The 21,657-nt window shown below is 43.9% G+C and carries 19 protein-coding genes; 15 read left to right on the top strand and 4 right to left on the bottom strand.

The window, feature by feature from the left end; genetic code table 11:
• Positions 1-60 precede the first annotated feature (60 nt).
• On the bottom strand, positions 61-1,284 hold the full coding sequence (locus NYE58_RS20415; protein WP_076130041.1) for a glucose-1-phosphate adenylyltransferase: 1,224 nt from the start codon (positions 1,282-1,284) through the stop codon (positions 61-63).
• Positions 1,285-1,500: 216 nt separating this feature from the next.
• On the opposite strand from NYE58_RS20415, the gene glgB reads away from it, so the two are divergent.
• The 6 genes from glgB to NYE58_RS20390 all read left to right on the top strand — a co-directional run bounded on the left by glgB (position 1,501) and on the right by NYE58_RS20390 (position 9,227).
• Positions 1,501-3,438 (top strand): 1,4-alpha-glucan branching protein GlgB, encoded by a 1,938-nt coding sequence (gene glgB, locus NYE58_RS20410; RefSeq protein WP_339187259.1) that lies wholly within the window; start codon positions 1,501-1,503, stop codon positions 3,436-3,438.
• Positions 3,439-3,485: 47 nt separating this feature from the next.
• Complete coding sequence (gene glgA, locus NYE58_RS20405) at positions 3,486-4,910, top strand: glycogen synthase GlgA (RefSeq protein ID WP_076130043.1); 1,425 nt, start codon at positions 3,486-3,488, stop codon at positions 4,908-4,910.
• A 326-nt stretch (positions 4,911-5,236) separates the two neighbouring features.
• A complete protein-coding gene (locus NYE58_RS37535; protein ID WP_036687634.1) occupies positions 5,237-6,055 on the top strand; it encodes a transporter substrate-binding domain-containing protein in 819 nt (272 codons plus the stop codon).
• A gap of 105 nt (positions 6,056-6,160) precedes the next feature.
• The gene (locus NYE58_RS37530) at positions 6,161-6,826 is read left to right on the top strand and encodes an amino acid ABC transporter permease (protein WP_232061382.1); all 666 of its coding nucleotides are present in this window, start codon (positions 6,161-6,163) and stop codon (positions 6,824-6,826) included.
• Positions 6,813-7,535: an amino acid ABC transporter ATP-binding protein gene (locus NYE58_RS20395; protein ID WP_076130044.1), complete on the top strand. Its 723-nt coding sequence runs from the start codon at positions 6,813-6,815 to the stop codon at positions 7,533-7,535. Before NYE58_RS37530 ends, NYE58_RS20395 begins: the two co-directional genes overlap by 14 nt.
• A gap of 162 nt (positions 7,536-7,697) precedes the next feature.
• Positions 7,698-9,227 carry a Ppx/GppA phosphatase family protein gene (locus tag NYE58_RS20390; protein WP_076218218.1) on the top strand — a complete coding sequence of 510 codons (1,530 nt, stop codon included), beginning with the start codon at positions 7,698-7,700 and terminating at the stop codon, positions 9,225-9,227.
• Here the strand turns inward: NYE58_RS20390 and ppk1 are convergent.
• Positions 9,175-11,289, bottom strand: coding sequence for a polyphosphate kinase 1 (gene ppk1 / locus NYE58_RS20385; RefSeq protein ID WP_341002934.1), 2,115 nt, complete (start codon positions 11,287-11,289; stop codon positions 9,175-9,177). The two genes, NYE58_RS20390 and ppk1, sit on opposite strands and share 53 nt — an antisense overlap.
• Before the next feature lie 400 nt (positions 11,290-11,689).
• Between ppk1 and NYE58_RS20380 the strand changes: the two genes are divergently transcribed.
• Positions 11,690-12,346, top strand: a complete 657-nt coding sequence (locus NYE58_RS20380) for a 3D domain-containing protein (RefSeq protein WP_341002933.1) — start codon at positions 11,690-11,692, stop codon at positions 12,344-12,346.
• 100 nt (positions 12,347-12,446) lie between these two features.
• Here NYE58_RS20380 and NYE58_RS20375 read toward each other — a convergent pair whose 3' ends face one another.
• Positions 12,447-13,328, bottom strand: coding sequence for a polysaccharide deacetylase family protein (locus NYE58_RS20375; RefSeq protein ID WP_076184412.1), 882 nt, complete (start codon positions 13,326-13,328; stop codon positions 12,447-12,449).
• A gap of 187 nt (positions 13,329-13,515) precedes the next feature.
• Here NYE58_RS20375 and NYE58_RS20370 point away from each other — a divergent pair, with 187 nt between their 5' ends.
• From NYE58_RS20370 to NYE58_RS20335, 8 genes are all read left to right on the top strand, one after another.
• On the top strand, positions 13,516-14,550 hold the full coding sequence (locus NYE58_RS20370; protein ID WP_076218217.1) for an NADH:flavin oxidoreductase/NADH oxidase: 1,035 nt from the start codon (positions 13,516-13,518) through the stop codon (positions 14,548-14,550).
• A gap of 87 nt (positions 14,551-14,637) precedes the next feature.
• Positions 14,638-15,342, top strand: a complete 705-nt coding sequence (locus NYE58_RS20365; RefSeq protein WP_341002932.1) for a dihydroorotate dehydrogenase electron transfer subunit — start codon at positions 14,638-14,640, stop codon at positions 15,340-15,342.
• Entirely contained in the window at positions 15,335-16,267 is a 933-nt protein-coding gene (locus NYE58_RS20360) for a dihydroorotate dehydrogenase (protein WP_076098788.1), read from the top strand. The genes NYE58_RS20365 and NYE58_RS20360 overlap by 8 nt, the downstream gene beginning before the upstream one ends.
• Positions 16,268-16,291: 24 nt before the next feature.
• Positions 16,292-16,630, top strand: a complete 339-nt coding sequence (gene lpdD, locus NYE58_RS20355; protein WP_076218215.1) for a prenylated flavin chaperone LpdD — start codon at positions 16,292-16,294, stop codon at positions 16,628-16,630.
• Between the two features lie 70 nt (positions 16,631-16,700).
• Positions 16,701-17,369 carry a PspA/IM30 family protein gene (locus NYE58_RS20350; protein WP_036687619.1) on the top strand — a complete coding sequence of 223 codons (669 nt, stop codon included), beginning with the start codon at positions 16,701-16,703 and terminating at the stop codon, positions 17,367-17,369.
• Between the two features lie 123 nt (positions 17,370-17,492).
• Positions 17,493-17,897 carry a DUF350 domain-containing protein gene (locus NYE58_RS20345; protein WP_036687618.1) on the top strand — a complete coding sequence of 135 codons (405 nt, stop codon included), beginning with the start codon at positions 17,493-17,495 and terminating at the stop codon, positions 17,895-17,897.
• 14 nt (positions 17,898-17,911) lie between these two features.
• Positions 17,912-18,418 (top strand): DUF4178 domain-containing protein, encoded by a 507-nt coding sequence (locus NYE58_RS20340; RefSeq protein WP_076130052.1) that lies wholly within the window; start codon positions 17,912-17,914, stop codon positions 18,416-18,418.
• A 168-nt stretch (positions 18,419-18,586) separates the two neighbouring features.
• Positions 18,587-19,849 carry a molybdopterin molybdotransferase MoeA gene (locus NYE58_RS20335; RefSeq protein WP_341002930.1) on the top strand — a complete coding sequence of 421 codons (1,263 nt, stop codon included), beginning with the start codon at positions 18,587-18,589 and terminating at the stop codon, positions 19,847-19,849.
• Between the two features lie 701 nt (positions 19,850-20,550).
• On the opposite strand, the gene xerS is transcribed toward NYE58_RS20335, so the two are convergent.
• Positions 20,551-21,633 carry a tyrosine recombinase XerS gene (xerS, locus tag NYE58_RS20330; RefSeq protein ID WP_076130054.1) on the bottom strand — a complete coding sequence of 361 codons (1,083 nt, stop codon included), beginning with the start codon at positions 21,631-21,633 and terminating at the stop codon, positions 20,551-20,553.
• Positions 21,634-21,657 lie beyond the last annotated feature (24 nt).

Genomic DNA, 21,657 nt, shown 5'->3' with positions numbered 1-21,657 from the left:
TCATGATCGACCAGGACAACAGCCCCTTTTTATATAAAGTATTTTTCTATATAATGGTTGTTATGAAGGAAGAACTTCACGCAAACGTCCTGTCTTCTCATACACATCCTGAAACAGACGGGAAGGTTGGTTTCGGACCGCCGGCTTGGCAGCCACAGTCTCATGTGGTCCAACGACAACGATATTATTTATGCTTCCCTTGATGACTGCTCCATCCTTAATGATTGCCCCTTCACCAATAATGGCATTCTCAATCAGCACTCCACGGCCAATGCGAACTCCAGGCATAATAACACTTTGCTTGATCTGGCTCATCTTACCGATTTCTACCCCATTAAAGACTACAGAACGTTGTAGACTACCTTCTTGGGAGCAGGATTCATTCACGAGAGAGTCTGTTGCTGGGTTCTGTACACGTGGTTTATGAACTGCAAGCTTAGTCCGGCGAACCCGACTATACATAGGCCAATGAGTCTTGTCTAACTTCATGCCATTGTCTTTTTGCAGAAGATCCATATGTGCTTCCCAGAGACTGCCGACTGTACCTACATCTCTCCAGTAACCCTTGAAACGGTAAGCGAATAAATCATCGTTCTGATCCAGCATGGTAGGAATTACGTCTTTACCAAAGTCATGGCTGGAATTAGGATTAGCTGCATCCCGCAACAAGTGCTCCTTCAGATAAGCCCACTCGAACAGGTAGATACCCATTGAAGCAAGATTACTTTTTGGTACTTTAGGTTTTTCCGCGAATTCGGAAATTTTCAGATCATCGTTTACGTTCATTACTCCAAAACGACTAGCCTCATCCCAAGGAACCTCCATTACGGAGATGGTTGCTTTTGCTCCTTTTTCAATATGATAATTCAGCATCTTACGGTAATTCATATGGTAAATATGGTCACCGGATAGAATGAGCACATGTTCTGGGTTGCGGCTATCAATAAAGTCAATGTTTTTATAAATCGCATCAGCAGTCCCTGTATAACTGTCTCTGCCTTCAACACCTGAAGGAAGCAGTGTGACACCTTTATCCTTTTGACTAACTAAGCCCCAAGGCTCACCTTCACCGATATGATTATGCAAAGAGTCAGCTTCGTATTGTGTCAGAACACCTACTGTATCAATGTTCGAATTTACACAGTTACTTAGCGGGAAATCAATAATTTTATACTGTCCACCGAAAGGGACTGCAGGCTTAGCCATACTGGAAGTCAAGGGAGCCAATCTGCGGCCTTCCCCTCCTGCCAATAACATGGCGATACAATCTTTTTTGTTGTTCATTTGTTATCCCTCCCATTATTTTGTCAATGCTTGTAATATAAACTTACGACAAGCGCTTGAAACGACATAGGTGAAATATATTGCTTTGTAAACAGAAAAATTACAATTAATATTTCTTTATCAGAAAATCTTTTCTTTTAACATCAAAACATTTTCAAAATGGTAATATTCGGGTAAGGTAATAGGTACAAGCACATTGAAAAAGGTGGTGTAGAATTGGCTGAAAAAGCAAAAATCGAGACCCTTCCGTCAGCTGCTGATATCTATCTGTTCCATGAGGGCACCAATTATCGCAGCTATTCTATGCTGGGTGCACACACTGCCGCTGAAGAAGGCGTTACCGGTGTGCGCTTTACCGTGTGGGCTCCTCATGCGACATATGTAGGACTAGCTGGTGATCATAATGATTGGGACGGAACACAGGGCGTGGACTCGTTATATAAGATACCCGATTCAGGATTTTGGAGTCGTTTTTTTCCGGGAATACAGCCGGGAACTTTTTACAAATACAGGATTCTTGCCTCAGATGGATCAAGTTTCCTTAAAGCGGATCCTTTTGCTTTTAAAGCTGAGGTTCGACCGGCAACGGCTTCGGTAGTAGCAGAACTGGATGGCTACCGCTGGGGAGATGCAGCATGGCGTCGGAAAAGCAAAGCTCCATATCAACAACCGATGAACATTTATGAAATGCACTTCGGTACCTGGCGTCAAAAAGAGGATGGTGAGTTCTATACCTACCGGGAAATGAGCGAGCTGTTAATTCCTTATTTGGTGGAGATGAACTATACACACGTGGAATTTATGCCGTTGGCAGAACATCCATATGATCTATCCTGGGGTTATCAAGGGACGGGGTATTTTGCGGCAACCAGCCGTTATGGCGAACCCCATGAGTTGATGTATTTGATCGATCAGCTGCATCAGGCAGGTATCGGTGTGATTTTAGATTGGGTTCCCGCTCACTTTGCCAAAGACGCACACGGATTACGTATGTTTGATGGAGCGCCACTTTATGAATATGCCGATCCAATGTTAGCTGAAAAACCAGGCTGGGGGACACTTTCGTTTGATTTCAGTAAGCCGGAGATTTCTTCATTTCTTATTTCTAATGCGCTGTTTTGGTTCGAGTATTATCATATCGACGGAATGCGTGTAGATGCGGTTACGAGTATGCTTCGATTAGATTTCGAAAAGCGGGATCATCAATATCGGCGGAATGTTAATGGTGGATTGGAGAATCTGGAGGCCATCAAATTTATCCAGAATCTGAACAAGGCTATCTTTCATTATTTCCCAAAAGCATTGATGATGGCGGAGGAGTCCAGTGCTTGGCCAGGGGTTACTGCACCAGTGCATGAAGGGGGCCTTGGCTTCAATTACAAATGGAATATGGGTTGGATGAATGATACGCTAGGCTACATAGAACATGATTTTGGTGGGCGCCCTTATCATCATAATTTACTTACGTTCCCAATATGTTATGCTTATGCCGAAAATTACGCATTGCCGCTATCGCATGATGAGGTTGTTCACGGCAAGAAGTCTTTGTTAGACAAAATGCCGGGTGCTTATGAACAAAAGTTCGCAGGCCTCAGGCAGCTGCTGGGATATCAGATCTCTCATCCCGGTAAAAAGCTTCTGTTTATGGGTGGGGAATTCGGTCAGTTTATCGAGTGGAAGGATCAGGAGCAGCTGGACTGGCTGCTGTTGGATTATGAGAGCCATCGTCGTATGCTTGCCTACACGGCTGCACTTAATAAACTGTATCGCTCCGAAAAAGCGTTGTGGGAGCTGGATCATTCTCAAGAGGGTTATCAGTGGATTGATGCGGATGACAATGATCAAAGTGTGATTTCGTATATACGCCGAGGGAAGAAACCAGGAGATACGCTGCTTATAGTCATCAATTTTCAACCGGTAGAACGGCACAATTATCGTATAGGCGTGCCACGGGCCGGGACTTATGAAGAGCTCTTTAGCTCAGAAAATGTAGAGTATGGTGGCTCCGGATTGCACAATGTCCCTCAAAAGAGCGTTAAGCTGGAATGGCACAATCAGGTGAACAGCATAGAGCTGACTCTTCCGCCCCTTAGCTTCCTGGTGTTTAAAAAAACGTCACGAATGGGTAAGAATAAAGAGGCAAAAGAGTTATAGATCTAAGTACGAATAGAGAATCCGTACAGTTTAAGGGGGAAATAATCATGAAAGTTTTATTTGCCGCAGCTGAAGCCCATCCTTTTGTCAAAACGGGTGGTTTGGCCGATGTCATTGGAGCATTACCTAAAGCGCTGAAGGCTGCCGGGGTAGATGTACGAGTGATTTTGCCTAAATATCGTGGGATTCCTGACAAGTTCACCGCTCAAATGGAGCATTTAACGGAAGTGTATGTTCCAATTGGCTGGCGAAAACAATACTGTGGAATTGAACGCATTATCTATGAGGGTATCCCCGTTTATTTTATCGACAACGAGTATTATTTTGGCCGTGATGGAATTTATGGTTATATGGACGATGGTGAACGGTTTGCGTTCTATAATCGTGCAGTGCTGGAGTGTCTGCCAGCCATTGATTTCCAGCCTGATGTACTGCATTGCCATGATTGGCACGCGGCCGTAATTCCAATGCTGCTACAGGGGCATTATCGCCACAATCCATTTTACAGTGAAATGCGGAGTGTATTTACAATACATAACCTGTTGTATCAGGGAGTGTTTCCTTATGAGGTACTTGGAGAGCTGTTAGGTCTGGATAGCAGCTATTTTGGTAGTGTGGAGTACTATGGTAATGTGAATTTCTTAAAAGGCGGGATTGTATTCAGTGATCGGGTCACGACCGTCAGTCCGACTTATTCAGAAGAAATTCGCACACCTTATTATGGTTACGGTTTGGATGGTTTGTTGAACGCACGGTCAGATGTTTTAAGTGGGATTGTGAATGGCATTGATACTAAAAGTTATAATCCAGCGACAGATTCGAGCCTTGTTACCCGTTATCGTTCTAATTTGACCAAGAAGACGGAGAACAAAGTAGCCTTGCAGGAAGAGCTGGGATTACCTGTGGATGCTAATATCCCAATGGTAGCCATGGTCACGCGTCTCGTGGACTCCAAAGGTTTAGATCTGCTTACCCGAGTGCTGGATGAGTTGCTATATCACGAGGATATTCAATTTGTGCTGCTTGGAACAGGTGATGAATCCTACGAGCGTTGGTTCAAGGAAGCGGCATGGCGGTATCCGACCAAGCTGTCTTCACAGATCTTATTTAATGATGCACTCTCACGAAAAATATATGCTGCCAGCGATATCTTCCTTATGCCGTCTAAGTTTGAGCCCTGTGGCATCAGTCAGCTGCTCGCTTTACGGTATGGTAGCATACCCGTTGTCCGTGAGACAGGTGGCCTAAATGATACTGTGCACGCTTATAATGAAGAAACCGGTGAAGGCAATGGCTTTACGTTCAGCAATTATAATGCACACGATATGATGTTTACGCTGCGCCGGGCGCTTTCTTTTTACAAGCAGCCTGAACATTGGAAAAAGATCACAAAAAACGCTTTCGCGGGAGATTATAGCTGGAATGTATCCGCTCAGCAGTACATGGATATCTACGATGATATAACCAGATAAAGTTTAACGAATTCTGTAATGGGTTAATAAGGGATTGCACCTGGGAGTATGGTAAATACTCTGGGAGCAGTCCTTTTTTTATGAAATTAGGAATAAACAGTCGAATGATTTAGCCAGTATAGGGGATAGTAAAAATGTATAAATTTAGCTTCAACGTGAATAAAAGTGATTTTTTAGCTGCGTATTATAGAATTCCCCTCATAGAAATCCATTAAAAGGAAGTTGTTGTCACAATTATGCCTTTGCATATTCATGCGTTCTGATTTATAATAAGTCAGTCATTGGGTCAACTTAGATTTTTTCATATGAATAGGGGAGATATAGAAATGAACAAATGGGGTAAACTTAGTTTAGGAATGGTATTAGCGGTAGGTCTGCTTTCAGGCTGCGGTCAAAATAAAAATGATAATGATACCGCTGCTAGTGGTAATGCAAATTCCGGTGCAGTTACTAAAAAGCTGATTATGGGAACAAGTGCAGATTTTCCTCCGTACGAATTCCATAAAGTAGTGGACGGAAAAGATACCATCGTAGGTTTTGATATCGACATCGCTAAGGAAATTGCTGCCGACATGGGCGCTGAGCTTGAAGTTAAGGATCTGCCTTTTGATTCACTGCTTAACGAATTGTCCAGTGGACGCGTAGATATGGTAATTTCCGGCCTTAGCCCGACTGAAGAACGCAAAAAAGCGGTTGAACTTTCAGATATTTATTACAAAGCAGAACAAGCTATTGTAGTACGCGAAGCAGATAAAGATAAATACGCTACTATGGACGCGGTGAAGGGTACCAAAATTGGTGTACAGACAGGCTCTATTCAAGAAGAAATCGCCAAAGAGATTGAAGGCGCAAAGATCACCTCTCTTGGTAAAATCTCCGAGATCGTTCTGCAATTGCAATCAAACCGTATCGATACAGCAATTATTGAAGGACCTGTAGCCAAATCTTTTGTTAAGAATTTAGCGGGTCTTGTAATTACCGATGCTAAGCCTGAAGTAGAAGATGATGGATACGCAATTGGGATTAAAAAAGGCAATACAGAGCTTCTGGATAAAGTAAATGCCACACTTAAACGTCTAGAATCAGAAGGTAAGATTGATGAATATGTAGCGGCTGCCAGCGAGCTTGCTGAAAGCACGAAGTAAGGAATGTATATTGTTTTAGGTCTGCTGAAGTAAATTGTATGTGTATTACAGAAAATAGCGGAACTTTGCTATTTTCTATTTTTTTGGAGATAGGAGGATAAGATATTGGATATTACTTTATTTAGAATGGCTTATGATTATCGTGATCTTTTCTTGACTGGACTACAATATACCTTGCTACTTGCTGTTCTTGGTGTATTATTTGGCTTCATTCTTGGGATTATCGTCTCTCTACTACGCATGTCAAAATGGAGAGTGTTACGTTTCTTAGCCACAGCTTGGGTTGAATTTTTGCGGGGCACTCCAATGCTTGTGCAATTGTTTCTCATCCATTACGGGCTGGCGACATTTGGGATTGAGTTTACTCCGATTCAGTCCGGGGCGATTACACTCTCCATTAACAGTTCTGCTTATCTGGCAGAAATTTTTCGTGCCGGGATTCAGGGTGTCGATCGTGGACAAACGGAGGCCGCACGTTCACTTGGAATGAAACAAGGGATGACCATGCGTCATATTGTCCTTCCTCAGGCACTTAAAAGTGTTCTTCCGGCAATCGGTAATGAGTTCATTACCATTATCAAGGAATCATCGATTATTTCATTTATCGGAGTAACGGATTTGATGTTTCAAGCTCGTACAGTTACAACGATTTCGTATGATGGCATGACACCACTCGTGATTGCTGCATTTATGTATTTTGTTCTAACATTTACGCTTTCCAAGATCCTAGGTAGACTCGAAAGGAGGCTGAATACCGATGATCGCCGTTAAGAACCTGCAGAAGCATTACGGAAAGCTGGAGATTCTCAAAGGAATCGATTTGGAGATTAAAAAGGGTGAGGTTGTCGTTGTAATCGGGCCCAGTGGTTCGGGAAAAAGTACCTTTCTGCGCTGCTTGAATTTATTGGAGCAGCCTACAGGTGGCGAGATCACTTTTGAAGGGGAATCGATCACCTCAAAGAAGCATGATATCAATGCAACGCGTGAGAAGATGGGGATGGTTTTTCAGCAGTTCAACCTTTTTCCGCACAAAACCGTTCTGCAAAACATTACGCTCGCACCGATTAAAGTAAGAAAACAGCAGCAGGCTGTGGCCGATAAATTCGCAATGGAGCTCCTCAAGACTGTAGGGCTTGAAGATAAAAAGGATGTTTATCCAGCTCAATTGTCCGGTGGACAAAAGCAGCGGATCGCGATTGCTCGTGCATTAGCCATGCAGCCCCATGTGATGCTTTTTGATGAGCCTACCTCAGCGCTTGATCCGGAAATGGTAGGAGAGGTACTTGAGGTTATGAAAAAGCTTGCCGAAGACGGAATGACAATGGTTATTGTTACACATGAGATGGGCTTTGCCCGTGAAGTGGGTGACCGCATTCTGTTTATGGATGGCGGGTTCATCGTTGAACAGGGTACTCCTGAACAAGTATTCGGTAATCCTACACATGCTCGGACTAAGGATTTTTTAAGTAAAGTATTATAAAGAATTCGTCAAAACGGCCCTGGACAAGTATCCGGTGGCCGTTTTGTTATAGGGTCCTGAGGGTAATGTGGGAATATATCGCTGGGGGCTGAGTTCATTTATTTATGTAAACCATGTATAATAGATGGTCAGTCAATCAACAGGAAAAGGAGTACATACATAATGAGAGATGATCTACGCCGGATAGGCATTATTGATATTGGTTCGAACTCCATTCGTCTTGTAATTTATGATACAACGCGCGAAGGAGGCTATAAGATCATCAAGGAGTGTAAGTACTCCGCTCGCCTTAGTGAGAAGATTACAAAGGAGAATAGACTGGAACAAAAGGACATGGAAACGATAGTTCCGGTCTTGCGGCAGTTTAAGGAAATCTGCAACGCTTTTGCAGTGGAAACCATTCGGGCGGGTGCAACGGCAGCCATTCGTAATGCGGCTAACTCAAGTGAAATAATAAGCTTTTTGTCACAATCCTCTTCCATTCCGATTGAGGTGATCAGTGGCCACCAGGAGGCATATTATGGCTTCTTGGGTGTTATTAATGCCTTTAATGTAGAGGATGGTTATGTCATTGATATTGGTGGCGGGAGTACTGAAATCACTCTTTTTTGTGAGCGGCGTTATCAACACAGCATTTCTTTCCCGTTCGGGGCAGTAAATACCAACCTAATGTTCGGTCAAGGTGGGAATTGGAGCGATGAGCAGATTCACAAGCTGCAGACCTTTGTCCTGGGCAGACTGGTTGAGCATGATTGGCTAAATGCCAAAGCTGGACTTCCTTTATTCGGTTTAGGAGGGACGGTTCGTTCCTTAGGGAAGCTGGATCAGAAGACACGAGCATACTCATTGCCTAACTCCCATGGCTATACGATGACCAGTGAGACGATCGAGTACTTTATGAACACCCTACCTTCAATGCCTTACGAAAAACGTAAGGATTTAGATGGATTATCTAAGAGTCGGGCGGATATCATTGTATCCGGGTTGATTATTTTCCATACGGTGTATCAGTATATTGGGGCGAGTGAGGCGGTAATCAGCGGGGAAGGGCTCAGAGAAGGCTTGCTGCATGATCTGCTGGAGCCGGAGCAGCCAGTGCGTGATAGTGCATTGGAATATAGCTTAAACACGATCATTCGCTTTGATATTCATACTTCTAAACGGTATTTAGATCATATCAACAAGCTAGCACTCAGCCTGTTTGACGCATTTAAAGATGAATCGAATAGAGCAGAGCACGAGATGTTAATTTACGTGTCCATCATGCTGCATCGTACGGGAACGAATATTAACTATTACCAATCCAAAAGACATACTTTGTATTGGTTGATGAATTCACCAATTCGTGGACTTACCCACCGTCAGCTTATTCTTTGCGCTATGATTGCCTCATACAGCACAAAAAGCCGGAAGCAGAAATTGTCCCAACAACATAAGGACATTTTGCTGCCATCCGACGAAGAGTGGATTCATAAGCTCGGATCGCTTGTCCAGCTTAGCATTGCGCTGGACAGCACGGAGATTGGAATTGTAAGCGGCCTGAAGGCCAATCTGCACGGCAATACGCTTCATCTGGACTTAGAGGGCGCATCGTCACTGCTAATTGGCCTAGAGGACATTGAGAACGCGATAAAAGCATTTAAGAATGCTTGGGCGGTGAAGGTAAAACTCGGCTTCCCTTCCAACGTGTAACATCCATCGCAGCAAACTGGCTCCGGAAAGGGGCCTTTTTGTCGTCTGGTTGTTCGTAATATCCATTCGCCTGCAAGAAGCTGGCTTTAACATTATCTTTTAGAGACAACTCTAGAATTTTGACGATCTGTTTACGGATGCCGCTGTCTCTGACAGGACACATCAGCTCAATCCGGCGGGTTAGGTTTCTAGTCATCCAGTCAGCACTGGATAAATACACCTCAGGTTTGCCGCCATTTTCGAAATAATAGATCCGGGAGTGCTCCAGAAAACGGTCTACAATACTGCGTACGGTAATGTTTTCGCTTAAGCCCTCTATTCCCGGACGTAGGCAGCAAACCCCTCGCACGATTAAGTCAATGGAGACACAGGCTTGGGCTGCGCTATATAAATCGTCTATCACTTGCTGATTAGAGAGCGAGTTCATCTTGGCGATTATGCGAGCGGGTCTGCCTGCCCGTGCATGTTCAGCTTCACGCATCATTAGCTTTTGCAAGGATAAGCTCATATTCGTCGGTGCAACAATGAAGGAATGCCAGTCAAAATTAGCCGAATATCCAGTCATTTGATTAAACAGCTCAGAAGCGTCCAGTCCGATATCGCTTTGGGCGGTGAATAGACTGAGATCCGTGTAGGCCTTGGCTGTACTGTCATTATAGTTTCCTGTGCCTACATGCACGTAACGGCGTAGTTCAGGGCCTTCCTGGCGGACAATCAAGGTCACTTTGGCATGCGTTTTGAGTCCGATCAAACCATAAACGACATGACAGCCTGATTTTTCAAGCTGGCGTGCCCAAGCGATGTTCCGTTCCTCATCAAATCGAGCTTTTAACTCTACAACCACTGTAACTTGCTTACCAGACTCCGCAGCATTGGCTAGTGCAGTAATAAGTGGAGAATTTCCACTGACACGGTATAAGGTCATTTTAATCGCCATCACTTGCTCATCCTCTGAAGCTTGAATGATAAAGTCTGTCATTGCATCAAAAGACTCGTAAGGGTGGTAGACTAATACATCCCGTTCACGCAGCACCTCGAAGAAATCCTCATTTTCTTGAAATTCAGCAGGATAAACCGGCTCAATAGGTGGATAGTTCATGTAACCAAAACCTTTTAAGCTTCCGGCAAAATTACGAAGAAAGCCTAGATCGAGCGGACCTTCAATTTCAAATACGAAGTCCTCCAGCTCAAATTCCGCTTGCAGCTGCTCAAGAGCATAGGGATGGATACCTTTTTGTACTTCCAGACGGGCTGGCACCCCGCGACGACGCTTGCGAAGCTCTTTTTCGATCTCTTCCAGCAGATCCTCTGCACCTTCCTCATCGATCGTAAGATCTGAGTTACGAGTCAAACGAAACTCACTAACCGCAACAGGTTCGTAACCGCTGAATAAGGTTTGAATGTGATGGCGGATCACATCTTCAATAAATACAAATTGTCTTTTCTTACTATTAGAGCGGTGGGGAAGAGGGATACATCTTGGCAGATTAGAAGGAATTTGCAGGATAGCAAAATAAGGCTCCTCTTCAAGACCATTCTTACGAGTAAGAACAACAGCTAGGTAGATAAACTGGCTGTGCACGAGTGGAAACGGCCGGCTCTGATCAACAGCCATTGGCGTAAGTACAGGATAGATGATATCCCGGTAATACTGTTCTATGGACTGCTCTTGGGCATGGGTAAGATCCTCATAATCCACAAATACGATGCCTTCTTTATGCAAACTCCGCGAAATATCACGGAACGTCCGGTATTGATCGGCAATGATTTTGGTTACGCGTTTGATGAGGCGTTTATACAGCCCGGAAGGGGTGTAGCCTGTGAAATCTTTTTTAGTATAGCCCGCCCGGATCTGATCCTGAATTCCCGCCACACGAACGCTTATGAATTCATCCAGATTGCTCGAGACGATCGCCAGAAATCTGGCACGTTCCATTAAAGGGTTATCAGGGTCCTGCGCCTCCTTGAGTACGCGGCGGTTAAACTCGATCCAGCTCAAATCCCTATTGAGGTAAGCAGTGGCTGGACTGCTCTGATTGTTTTTAATCTCTTCTGTATTCATGGGACCTCCAAATATGCTTCGATGTCTATATCTCAAATCTATTTATCATATTCTATCATTTTACTATTGGATGAGGCACGAAATGTTAAATCTATGTAAAATCTCAAAGAATATTATTTAATTATCTTATATAATAGGATGTGATTGTCGCTTTTTAGTTAACATAATCAAAATTACGTTAACTTCTTAAGGGACAAAAGACAATAATTAAACATGTTATTTCAGAATGGTAACAATTACATGCGCATAGGTTACAAAATTGTGATATATTAAGTCCTGTCAGTTTTACAAATGACAACAATACATCAGGACATCACACAAGATGTACATAAGTACAGGGAATGTACACGAGCGTATACGGAAGTCATACCGCTTACGCCCATCTAAAGAGGAGGCATTTATGAAGAACAAGTTCAGAACCATTAAAACCCTTGCTGCAGTTATGGGAATTAGTGCATTGCTGCACACCGCTCCTGCTTTTGCAGACAGCGTTCATATTGCAAAGGAAGGCAATACTTTCTATACTCTGTCTAAGCAATACAATGTCGGTGTTAATGATTTAATGAAAGCTAATCCAAACGTTGCTGCTCTTAATATTTACGATGGACTTAAAATAACGATCCCAAGTAAAATGCAAGCAGAGTCTGTGGCTACGACAGAAACTCCAGTGCTTACACCAAGCCTGAATGTTACTCCAGAATCAAAAACAGTTGAAGCATGGGGCAAGTCCTTTAACTACGAGAAATCGATACAAGTTAAGGCTTCTGCTTATTCCTCAGCGGCTAGTGAGAATGGAGGCTGGGGTGCCGTTGATTATTTCGGGAACCCACTCAAGCTAGGAACCATCGCAGTTGATCCAAGTGTAATTCCTCTCGGAACAAAAGTATTGGTTACCGGACATTCACACGCAGGATTGCCTAAAGAAGCTTTTCTGGCTACTGCAACCGATATGGGAAGTGCCATTAAAGGTAACCGGATCGATATCTTTATCCCAGGCAGCCAAAGCTTTGTAGCCGATTTTGGTTATCAATATGTACAATTATACATTGTTAAATAGCTAGATAAAAATATAGAGATTTATTATAGAGATATGAAATGGGTTAAATAGGTTAAACAAGAAACGGAGGGAGTCCTTAGCGGCTGCCTCCGTTTCTTGTTTATTTATTTTTAGAGACCTGCAGCAATTGAGGAACGGTAACGAATGAATAGCCACGTTTACGCATAATCGTGATTACCTCAGGTAAAGCCTGAATCGTTCCGCGAAGATCACTACCCGGCCCACCTCCACCATGCTGAAGGATAATTGCTCCTTTTCCAGCATTAGCTAAGATGTTATTTCTAACTTGAGTTTTGGAAAGTCCCTTCCAGTCCAACGAATCCACATTCCAATTTACAAGCTTATAACCATGATTTTTTGCCCATCTCAACTGTTGCTCAGAGATATCTCCATAGGGTGGACGAATCAAGCGTGGTTTATATCCGGCTAAGGTTTGAATAATGTTCTCGGTCTCAATGATCTGTGATCTGAAATCATGCATCTTTAGCTTCACAAACTGAGGATGATCATAAGAGTGATTTCCAATAGCATGTCCTTCTCTAATCATCCTCTTCACTAGAGCGGGATGTTTCTCAGCTCGGCTTCCCACCACGAAGAAGGTTGCTTTGACATGATATTTCTTAAGAACATCTAGCAATTGGGGTGTAAACCTTGGGTCAGGCACATCATCAAAAGTTAAGGCGATGACTTTATTCCTAGGACCGCTGGTCTTAAAGGTCTCGGGATATTTGTGTAATAGCTGACTCAGAGACAAGCCCTTAGTGTTCTTATTGTTGCTGCTCGTTGAATTATTTGTAGTAGAAGTTCCCGCAGATATCGCCTTGTCTTCGTCAGTGGTTTGCGTACTTTTAATTTGATCCTGTGAGGATTTCTGACTCTGAGCTGGGGCTGAAGCAACCTCTGCTGAAGAGGTTGGAAATAGCAGGACAATGATTGATCCTAATACTACTAGCAGTTTCTGGACTCTCCGTTGATCATACATCCCCATATGCCTCCTTTACTACCTGATCATCACCATATTCTTCATTGTTATCTCCATTGAAGGATGAATTTATGCCGTTTCTTCAAGGGCTCTGGTAAAGATTTCTTGCACACCCTAATGCGTGTATACTAAATAGAACGGGATATTCCCGGGCCAATTATAGACAGGTGGAAGGATGGGGACAAGGATGTCAGAATTGTTTGCACCTTATGAATTGAAGGGTTTAACACTGAAAAATCGTATTGTTATGCCGCCTATGTGCCAGTATTCGGTGGATAAAGAGGATGGCATTCCCAATGATTGGCATTTTGTTCATTATGTAAGCCGTGCTATTGGAGGTACTGGTCTAATTATTGTTGAGATGACTGGAGTCCATCCGGACGGTAGAATAACGAACCGGGATACAGGGATTTGGAGTGATACACATATAGAGGCTTATCGTAAGCTCACAGATAGTGTACATGCCTATGGGGCAAAAATAGCCATTCAACTAGGTCATGCTGGACGTAAAGCAGTCGATGCTGAACCGCCGGTAGCCCCTTCTGCAATTCCATTTGATGTTCGTTCTAAGCAGCCACAGGCGCTTTCTAAGGAAGGCATCCTTGAGATGATAGAAGCCTTTCGTGCTGCCGCTCGTCGAGCTGTAGAGGCAGGATTTGATACTGTGGAGATTCATGGTGCGCATGGCTACTTAATTCACCAGTTTCATTCACCTCTGACCAACATCAGATTGGATGAATATGGACAAGATCCAGCACTTTTTGGAGTACAAGTAGTTGCAGCAATCCGAGAAGTAGTGCCAGTAGATATGCCCTTGATCATGAGGGTTTCCGCGAAAGAATATGTGGATGGTGGATATGATGCTGACTATGCCCTGGCGTTTTGCCGCCGATATAAGGATGCTGGAGTGGATATGTTCCATGTGTCTTCAGGTGGTGAAGGTCCCATTGGCTCTAATGGTGGACCTAATGCGGGCCCAGCCTACCAAGCAGATCTGGCAGAATATATTCGCAGTGGATTACAAGTGCCAGTAATTGCGGTAGGACGGCTTGAAGCCTATTCTGAGGCACAGTCCATCATTGCAGAAAAAAGGGCGGAGCTTGTAGCTATTGGCCGTGGGATGTTAAGTGATCCTTATTGGGCTTTACATGCTGAAGAAGCGCTTGGTGGCGTACATGATGTACCTAAACCTTATGAACGTGGGATTTGGAAAAGAGGCTAGGCCATTTTCGGTGTGAAGTTTGTCACAGATTTTATGCTCCTTCTAAGGCAATCTTAATAAAGATAAAATTTGAAGGAGCTTGATAACGTGGGGACGGTTCTAAGTAACGAACGGCTGACAGATGGTGTGTATCACCTTAAGGTAGAGACGAATAGTGGCGGAGCAATGGGTCAATTCTACATGTTACGGGCATGGGGAGCTTACCCCATCCTATCCAGACCCTTAAGTATACATGAAGTACACGAGGATAGTGTTGAATTTCTGTATCACGTAGTTGGGGAAGGTACGGAGATATTCTCACGACTGGGTTCAGGTGATTCGGTAGAGCTTGAGGGCCCTTTTGGAAATGGATTTCCACAGGTCGAAGGGAAGGTTGCACTCATCGGCGGTGGGATCGGAATTGCACCGCTTTATTATTGTGCGAAGCAGCTTCCGGGGAGTGATATTTTTTTGGGCTTTAGCCGTGAAGCTTACCGGACAGAAGCGTTTCGCCCACTTGCAAGTGAACTTGTAGTCGATGTTGGCGGTTTAATTTTGGATAGTGTGGATTTCAGCCAATATGATCATGTCTTTGTCTGCGGCCCACACCCTATGCTTAAAGCTGCTCAACGTAAAGGCACTGCTGCTGAAGAAGCAGGCAGTAGAACGAAAGTATACCTTTCTCTAGAGAATCGAATGGCTTGTGGAATTGGAGCCTGTCTGGTCTGCAGTGTATCCTGCCGTGATGGTCAAAAGAAGGCCTGTGCAGACGGACCTGTGTTTCTTTCTGAGGAGGTGCTTTTCCATGACTAAGTTGAACACAACAATTGCTGGCGTTCATTTTAAAAATCCAATTATAATGGCCTCTGGAACGTTTGGTTTTGGCCGTGAATATGGCAAGCTGTATGATGTGTCTCTGCTGGGCGGAATCTCTGGCAAGGGGTTAACCCTCAATCCGAAAGCGGGGAATCCCGGCACTCGTGTATACGAGACAGCTTCTGGTATGCTGAATAGTGTGGGACTCGAGAATCCGGGTGTAGCTGCATTTTTAGATAAAGAATGCCCTTATTGGGAAACACTCGACACCGCTCGTTTGGTCAACCTGGGTGGAGGCACACTTGAAGATTATGTTCTTGGAGCTGAGATGATTCAGCGGGATGCAGATGCTCGTGCGAGTGCAGGTAAGACAGCAGTAGACATGATTGAATTGAATATTTCTTGTCCAAATGTTAAAGAGGGCGGCATTGCGTTTGGGATCCAAACTTCAGAAGCTCAAAAAGTAGTACAGGCTGTTAGACGCGCAACTAAACTGCCCCTCGCTGTAAAGCTGTCGCCGGGAGCCGAAAATATCGTTGAAATGGCACAAATGTGTCAGGAGGAGGGTGCAGACGCTGTCTCGCTCATCAACACTATCTCAGGAATGAAGATTGATGTCCGGCGCAGAAGCAGTGTATTCAATAACTTATATGCTGGATTGTCTGGACCTGCGATTAAGCCTGTCGCTCTGCGTATGGTGCATCAAGTCGCACAAAACGTAACGATTCCCGTGATCGGAATGGGTGGCATCACTTCAGCAACGGATATCATCGAGTTTATTATGGCAGGTGCTGCAGTTATCCAAGTGGGAACTTATAATTTCATGAACTTGCGTGCAGGTAGTCAGCTAGTTGCAGAGCTTGAGCAATTTATGGTTGAAGAAAATATTCAATCACTAGAGGAAATACGGGGCATTATATAAAGTGAAGTAGTGAGGGGAATACTAATGACTACTAACCAGATTGATCCTGAGGATATTGAGCTGAAGGCGACGGCTGTCGGACGTGATCTCTTGCTCTTAATTAGTGGAGGTGTTCGGCATATTGGTGCGACGAGTACTGCTTATCTGGAGGGGGAGCAGGTTAAAGTACTGACTTCAGCGGTTCCTCATCATAAAGAGCACACGATAAGCGAGCCCATTGCGATCAGAGTAGCTGAAGCGCTGAACAAGACGGTCACAGTAGTGATGGGGATTCATTACGACAATCTCACGAAAGAAGGTATTATGGAAGTCGTGGAAATTGTGAATTTAAAAGTAAATCAATATTTAGCGCAACAAATATGAAACGGTAGTGGCAATTCTACGTAAAAGATAGCATGTGAGGAATTAAATTATCTTTTGGAGGAATGAAACCATGTCTATATTTAAAAGATTGCGCGATTTAACCATGTCTAATGTGAACGCGATTATTGACAAAGCAGAAGACCCGATTAAAATGACAGATCAATACATTCGTGATATGACCGAAGATTTAGAAGATGCAGAAAAAGCTGTAGCGGCGCAAATCGCCATTGAGAAGAAATTCAAACAGCTGTATGAAGAACAAGAAGCGCTTGTTAACAAACGTACCCAACAGGCTCATGCAGCAGCTCAAGCGGGTAATGTTGACCTTGCTCGCCGCGCTCTGGAAGAGAAAAATGCTGCTGAAGCTAAACTGGTAGAATACAAAGCCAGCTTTGATCAGAACAAAGCCTCTGCGGATAACCTTCGTGGCAAGCTTGAAGAGATGCGCAAACAGCTTACCCAAATGAAGAACAAACGTGAGACATTGGTTGCACGTTATAATGCTGCCAAAGCTCAAACCGAGATCAACAAGGCAATGAGCGGATTTAGTTCCGATTCAGCGTCTGCAGGACTCAAACGTATGGAAGATAAAATGCTGCAAGCAGAAGCTCAGGCTGAAGCCAGCAATGAGATGAGTTCAGGCAATAAATCTCTGGATGATGAATTCGAGAAGCTGAACAAAGATCAAGCGGTTGAAGATGAACTGGCGGCTCTGATGAAACAATACGAGAAGCAATAACATTTGATCTTTAGCCGGTTCACGGCTGGTGTTCACAGGCGAAGGGGAGACAGAAATTCGTTTCTTCTTCGCTTTATCTATGCTTATGAAAGGCATGCAAAATGATTAAGCGGGGGCTATAGAATGGATCTCCATATTCTGGTGTCCATGGTCGTGTGGACGGTGAGCGGCGCTGTGTTGCTGTTTGTACTGATGTATATAGATTCACTTTTTACTCGTTATAACGATATAGAAGAGTTAAAGGCTGGAAATATGGCGGTGACTACACGGTTTGTAATGAAGCTTTTAGCTCAGGCCTTCATTTTATCTTCATCGATAGCGGCTTCTAATAGTTTGTTAGATGCGTTGCTGATTTCGTTGGTATCATTTTTGCTTTTGCTAATTTTAGAAAGAACGGTTCGACTTCTACTAGCAAATTGGGGGAAGCTGGATCTGGATCATGGTACACAGCTTGGTAAAATCGGATATGGCCTGCTATCAGGTTCACTGCAAATTACGGGTGCTTTAATTATTACTGCCTTTATGTAGGAGGAACGATCAAGTTGAGTATGTGGAAACGTATAGGTAACCTTTTCTCTAAGCCAGCGCCTCAGGAAGTTCAAAAAAGTATGCTTAATTTGTCTCCCGGAGACATTTGTGAAGTATCACTTGTCACCTATGAAGTTACTGGCCGGACACATAATCGGGGCCGTAATGCTGTTGTTCTGACCCTTAGAGATGGAAGCCAGATAGCTTATCTTCATATAGAAGAGCGGGAACAGCTGCAATATGGATTGTACAGACCAATCGATGGGCGGTTAGATAATCCTGCTGAGGTTCCAGCAACGCTTGAGCTCGATGGCTATACATTTTTCCTGGAGGAAGAATATGAAGGTTTTGTTGCTGTTGCAGGTCAAACTCCATTTATGAACGGTGGAGAGCAGCATGTGTGGCAATATCAATCAGATGATTCACGTCTACTGCGTGTAGAGTGGCAACATGGACGGTTTATGCTTTATGAAGGGGAGAAAATAATCCCTGGGGATGTAAAGGTAATTAGAGCATCCTAGACTAGTAGAGAAGTAACGGATCACTATACCGGAAAAAATATTGTAGAAAAGGCTGCTGCCCATAAACATGGATGGTGGCCTTTTGTGTTTATAATTTTACTTCAAGAGGTCTCATGTTAAAATAATACCTATTACTGCAAACATCGACGTTTCAGAGCGGAGGTCTTTATGAAGGATAATAAATTTCAGCGTGAAGCGCTGCAAGTAAAAGAAGCTCAGGCCAAAATAATCAAATATGCCAATCCGCTAGAATCAGAAGACGTATCGCTGGATGAGTGTTGTGGACGTTATTTGGCTGAAAAAGTGATCGCTCCACACCCATTTCCTGCGTTTAATCGTTCGAGTATGGATGGATATGCGATTATCGCGGGGGATACCCGTAACTGTGTTAATGGACAAGTGGTATGGTTAGAAATTGTGGATAATATTCCGTGTGGCGCAGTGCCTGCGGTAGATATAACTCCGGGAACAGCCGCAAGAATTATGACGGGTGCACAAGTACCGGTAGGGGCAGATGCTGTGGTGATGCTGGAGGTCACGGAGAGACGTGAAGAGGAAGGAAAGACTTACGTTGGTATTCGAAAAAAACTAGAAGCAAACAGCAATATCACACCTCAAGGTTTCGAATTAAGCCAAGGTGATCTTGTATTGCCTACAGGAAGGTTAATCTCTGCGGGGGATATAGCTGTTCTTGCAGCGTTTGGATTACATACCGTGAAAGTCTATCGTCGTCCCAAGGTAGCCATCTTTGCCACAGGAACAGAGCTGCTGGAAGTGCATGAGCCGCTGGAGCCTGGCAAAATCCGCAATAGTAACTCCCCTATGCTAGAAGCTTTAGTTAAAGAAACAGGGGGTGTTCCAGTAATGTTAGGCGCTATTGTGGATGATCTGGAGCTGGCTAGAAGTAAAGTACAGATGGCGCTGGAAACTTATGATTTTGTGATTACAACGGGTGGCGTTTCTGTGGGGGATTATGATATCATGGGCGACTTGGTTCGCGAACAAAGTGGTAATATGTTGTTCAACAAAGTGACGATGCGTCCGGGAAGCGTAACTACTGCTGCGGTTAGAGGGGGTAAGCTGCTGTTAGCTTTATCCGGGAATCCGGGGGCTTGTTTCGTTGGGTTTCAACTGTTTGCACGTCCTGTGATTTCACTGATGCAAAGTGCTTCTCAGCCTTTTTTACCGGAATGGAGCGCTACACTCGGTACAGATTATAAAAGAGTGAATAATTTTACTAGATTTGTGCGAGCTCGGTTAGAAATTAAAGACGGCAGCCTGTTTGCTTATCCGGCACTCATTGATGAATCTTCCGTAACGGTCACGATCAAGGATAGCGACTGTTTGATAGTTGTACCCCCAGAAGAAAAAGGGCTATCTGCCGGAGATAAGGTAACAGTGATCAAACTGCCAGGGGAGATTCGGGGCTAGATGTGGAGGGTACTCTGGCCATCGAGGATTAACAAAATATCACCGCAGGTATTGGAGTAATTAAAGGTATTTGATATCCACGCACGTACGGAAATCAACATATAATTGCTGGGTCAACGGGATTATTTCCAACATTTCAACATATGAAAAATTCACAATAGATAAACAAAAAACAGTTTTCGTGCTAACCCAATAGTCGCTTACAACCGGTTTAAAGGGAGATTTTACCCCAGAAACTAGAATAAGAAAACCCACTTGCGTACCGTAAGTGGGTTTTTAGTGCAACAATAAAAGGGTTAGGGGTGCCCGCCGGTTGTACTTAAATTTGAAAAAAAAGCGAGAATGAAATGTCCGGGTAGGCGACACTATCATAGCAATTCTCCTATCGGAAGAGTCGCTGCTCTGCTGGTTGAAGTTATTAGCCTGCACCTCTGCCGAGATTAATCCCCCGCGGATGCTTAAGGACCCAGATGATCTTATTTGTTTATTTATCACCTTTTAAGCGGGGTTTCGGACCTCAGCGTCGCTATTTCATAGAATGGAGCTCATATTTACGTATTTCAGGCCAATAGCGACCTTGGGGTCCGTTAGCCACCCAAATGTGAGATAATCCTGCATTTAAGGTCCGCTGAGACCGATAACAACTCTGCACTAGCGAAGAACGGCTACTCATCCGAAGTATAAGCTCCCCTTGGTGATGATTAATTATCGGCACGCCGCTCGATCGCCTCAGACATCGTTTTATCCGTTAAATGAGCGTAGATCTCAGTTGTTTCGGTGGATGCGTGCCCGAGCTGTTCCTTCGTTTTATAAATATCATTTTGCAGATAATAATCTGTTGCAAAAGAATGACGCAGCTTATGAACCGTAAGATACGGTTTACCAAAGCGTTTAGCGTACTTAATAATCATTTCTTGAATTGCACGTTTGGTCATACGTTTGCCTTCTTGACGCCCGTTAGGGAGAGAGATAAACAAGGCTTTTTCTCTCTTGGGTGTTTTGTAGCGGGATTGGCGTAAGCTAAGATAAAGGGCTAGATCATCTTTAGCTTGCTCTCGAAAATAGACAGGTGTCTTAAACGTTTCGTCGTTATTCCCTTTGCGGGTGACATAGAGCAGCTTGTTGTTAACATCCAAATCGTCTACGTTTAGATTAACTACCTCAGATACACGCAGGCCAGAGTTCAGAATCAAGCTGGCAATACAGGCGTCGCGCTCATGATTTAATTGAAACGAATAATAAGCCTGTTTGTTACCTTCCACATCCCGTCCATAACCTTCATAAATGTACCCCACAAACTCCAGTAATTCCTCATCTTCCAAAATCTTACCCTTTAACTTAGCGGCAGTATCCTTTGGCTTATGTGTTCGTTTGACTTCAACCTTAGCCATAATGTTGCGTTTAAGCAATGGATAAAAGTTCTCATCCTCGGCGATTTGACTTAAATAATGAAATAAGGAGCGTAATGCAGATAACTTACGGGATACAGTAACTCGAGTGTTCGTTCCCTCGGCGCGAGTAGTTAGATGCAACCGGTATCCGACAATACTGTCCATATGTAGGGTTTCCAATTCTAGAAGTGTGATCTCGGTATTTGAGCCGGCTTGAGATAAGCCCTCCGCACGCAACCAGCCGAAAAAAGATTCATAATCCCGGATATACTCCAGCAGTGTGGAAGGGGAGAGATCAGGGCGTTTATAATCAATAAACTGCTGAACGAACCAGGGCATGAGGGGTAGCTTTTGATCAAGTTTTTTACGGTCATCGTTCTTTTGAACGCTCATGTGATTCACCTTTTTCCATAGATT

The organism is Paenibacillus sp. FSL L8-0708 (assembly GCF_038009325.1).
In the GTDB taxonomy this organism is placed as follows: Bacteria; Bacillota; Bacilli; order Paenibacillales; family Paenibacillaceae; genus Paenibacillus_AQ; species Paenibacillus_AQ odorifer.
The sequence above is the reverse complement of the archived record's forward strand: the minus strand, read 5'-3'. Positions and strand labels throughout refer to the sequence as shown.

Excerpts from the sequence above, each read along its gene's own strand:
- NYE58_RS20415 (WP_076130041.1), bottom strand. The coding sequence starts at position 1,284 with ATGAACAACAAAAAAGATTGTATCGCCATGTTATTGGCAGGAGGGGAA.
- glgA (WP_076130043.1), top strand. The coding sequence starts at position 3,486 with ATGAAAGTTTTATTTGCCGCAGCTGAAGCCCATCCTTTTGTCAAAACG.
- NYE58_RS37535 (WP_036687634.1), top strand. The coding sequence starts at position 5,237 with ATGAACAAATGGGGTAAACTTAGTTTAGGAATGGTATTAGCGGTAGGT.
- NYE58_RS20395 (WP_076130044.1), top strand. The coding sequence starts at position 6,813 with ATGATCGCCGTTAAGAACCTGCAGAAGCATTACGGAAAGCTGGAGATT.
- NYE58_RS20390 (WP_076218218.1), top strand. The coding sequence starts at position 7,698 with ATGAGAGATGATCTACGCCGGATAGGCATTATTGATATTGGTTCGAAC.
- ppk1 (WP_341002934.1), bottom strand. The coding sequence starts at position 11,289 with ATGAATACAGAAGAGATTAAAAACAATCAGAGCAGTCCAGCCACTGCT.
- NYE58_RS20380 (WP_341002933.1), top strand. The coding sequence starts at position 11,690 with ATGAAGAACAAGTTCAGAACCATTAAAACCCTTGCTGCAGTTATGGGA.
- NYE58_RS20375 (WP_076184412.1), bottom strand. The coding sequence starts at position 13,328 with ATGTATGATCAACGGAGAGTCCAGAAACTGCTAGTAGTATTAGGATCA.
- NYE58_RS20370 (WP_076218217.1), top strand. The coding sequence starts at position 13,516 with ATGTCAGAATTGTTTGCACCTTATGAATTGAAGGGTTTAACACTGAAA.
- NYE58_RS20360 (WP_076098788.1), top strand. The coding sequence starts at position 15,335 with ATGACTAAGTTGAACACAACAATTGCTGGCGTTCATTTTAAAAATCCA.
- lpdD (WP_076218215.1), top strand. The coding sequence starts at position 16,292 with ATGACTACTAACCAGATTGATCCTGAGGATATTGAGCTGAAGGCGACG.
- NYE58_RS20350 (WP_036687619.1), top strand. The coding sequence starts at position 16,701 with ATGTCTATATTTAAAAGATTGCGCGATTTAACCATGTCTAATGTGAAC.
- NYE58_RS20345 (WP_036687618.1), top strand. The coding sequence starts at position 17,493 with ATGGATCTCCATATTCTGGTGTCCATGGTCGTGTGGACGGTGAGCGGC.
- NYE58_RS20335 (WP_341002930.1), top strand. The coding sequence starts at position 18,587 with ATGAAGGATAATAAATTTCAGCGTGAAGCGCTGCAAGTAAAAGAAGCT.
- xerS (WP_076130054.1), bottom strand. The coding sequence starts at position 21,633 with ATGAGCGTTCAAAAGAACGATGACCGTAAAAAACTTGATCAAAAGCTA.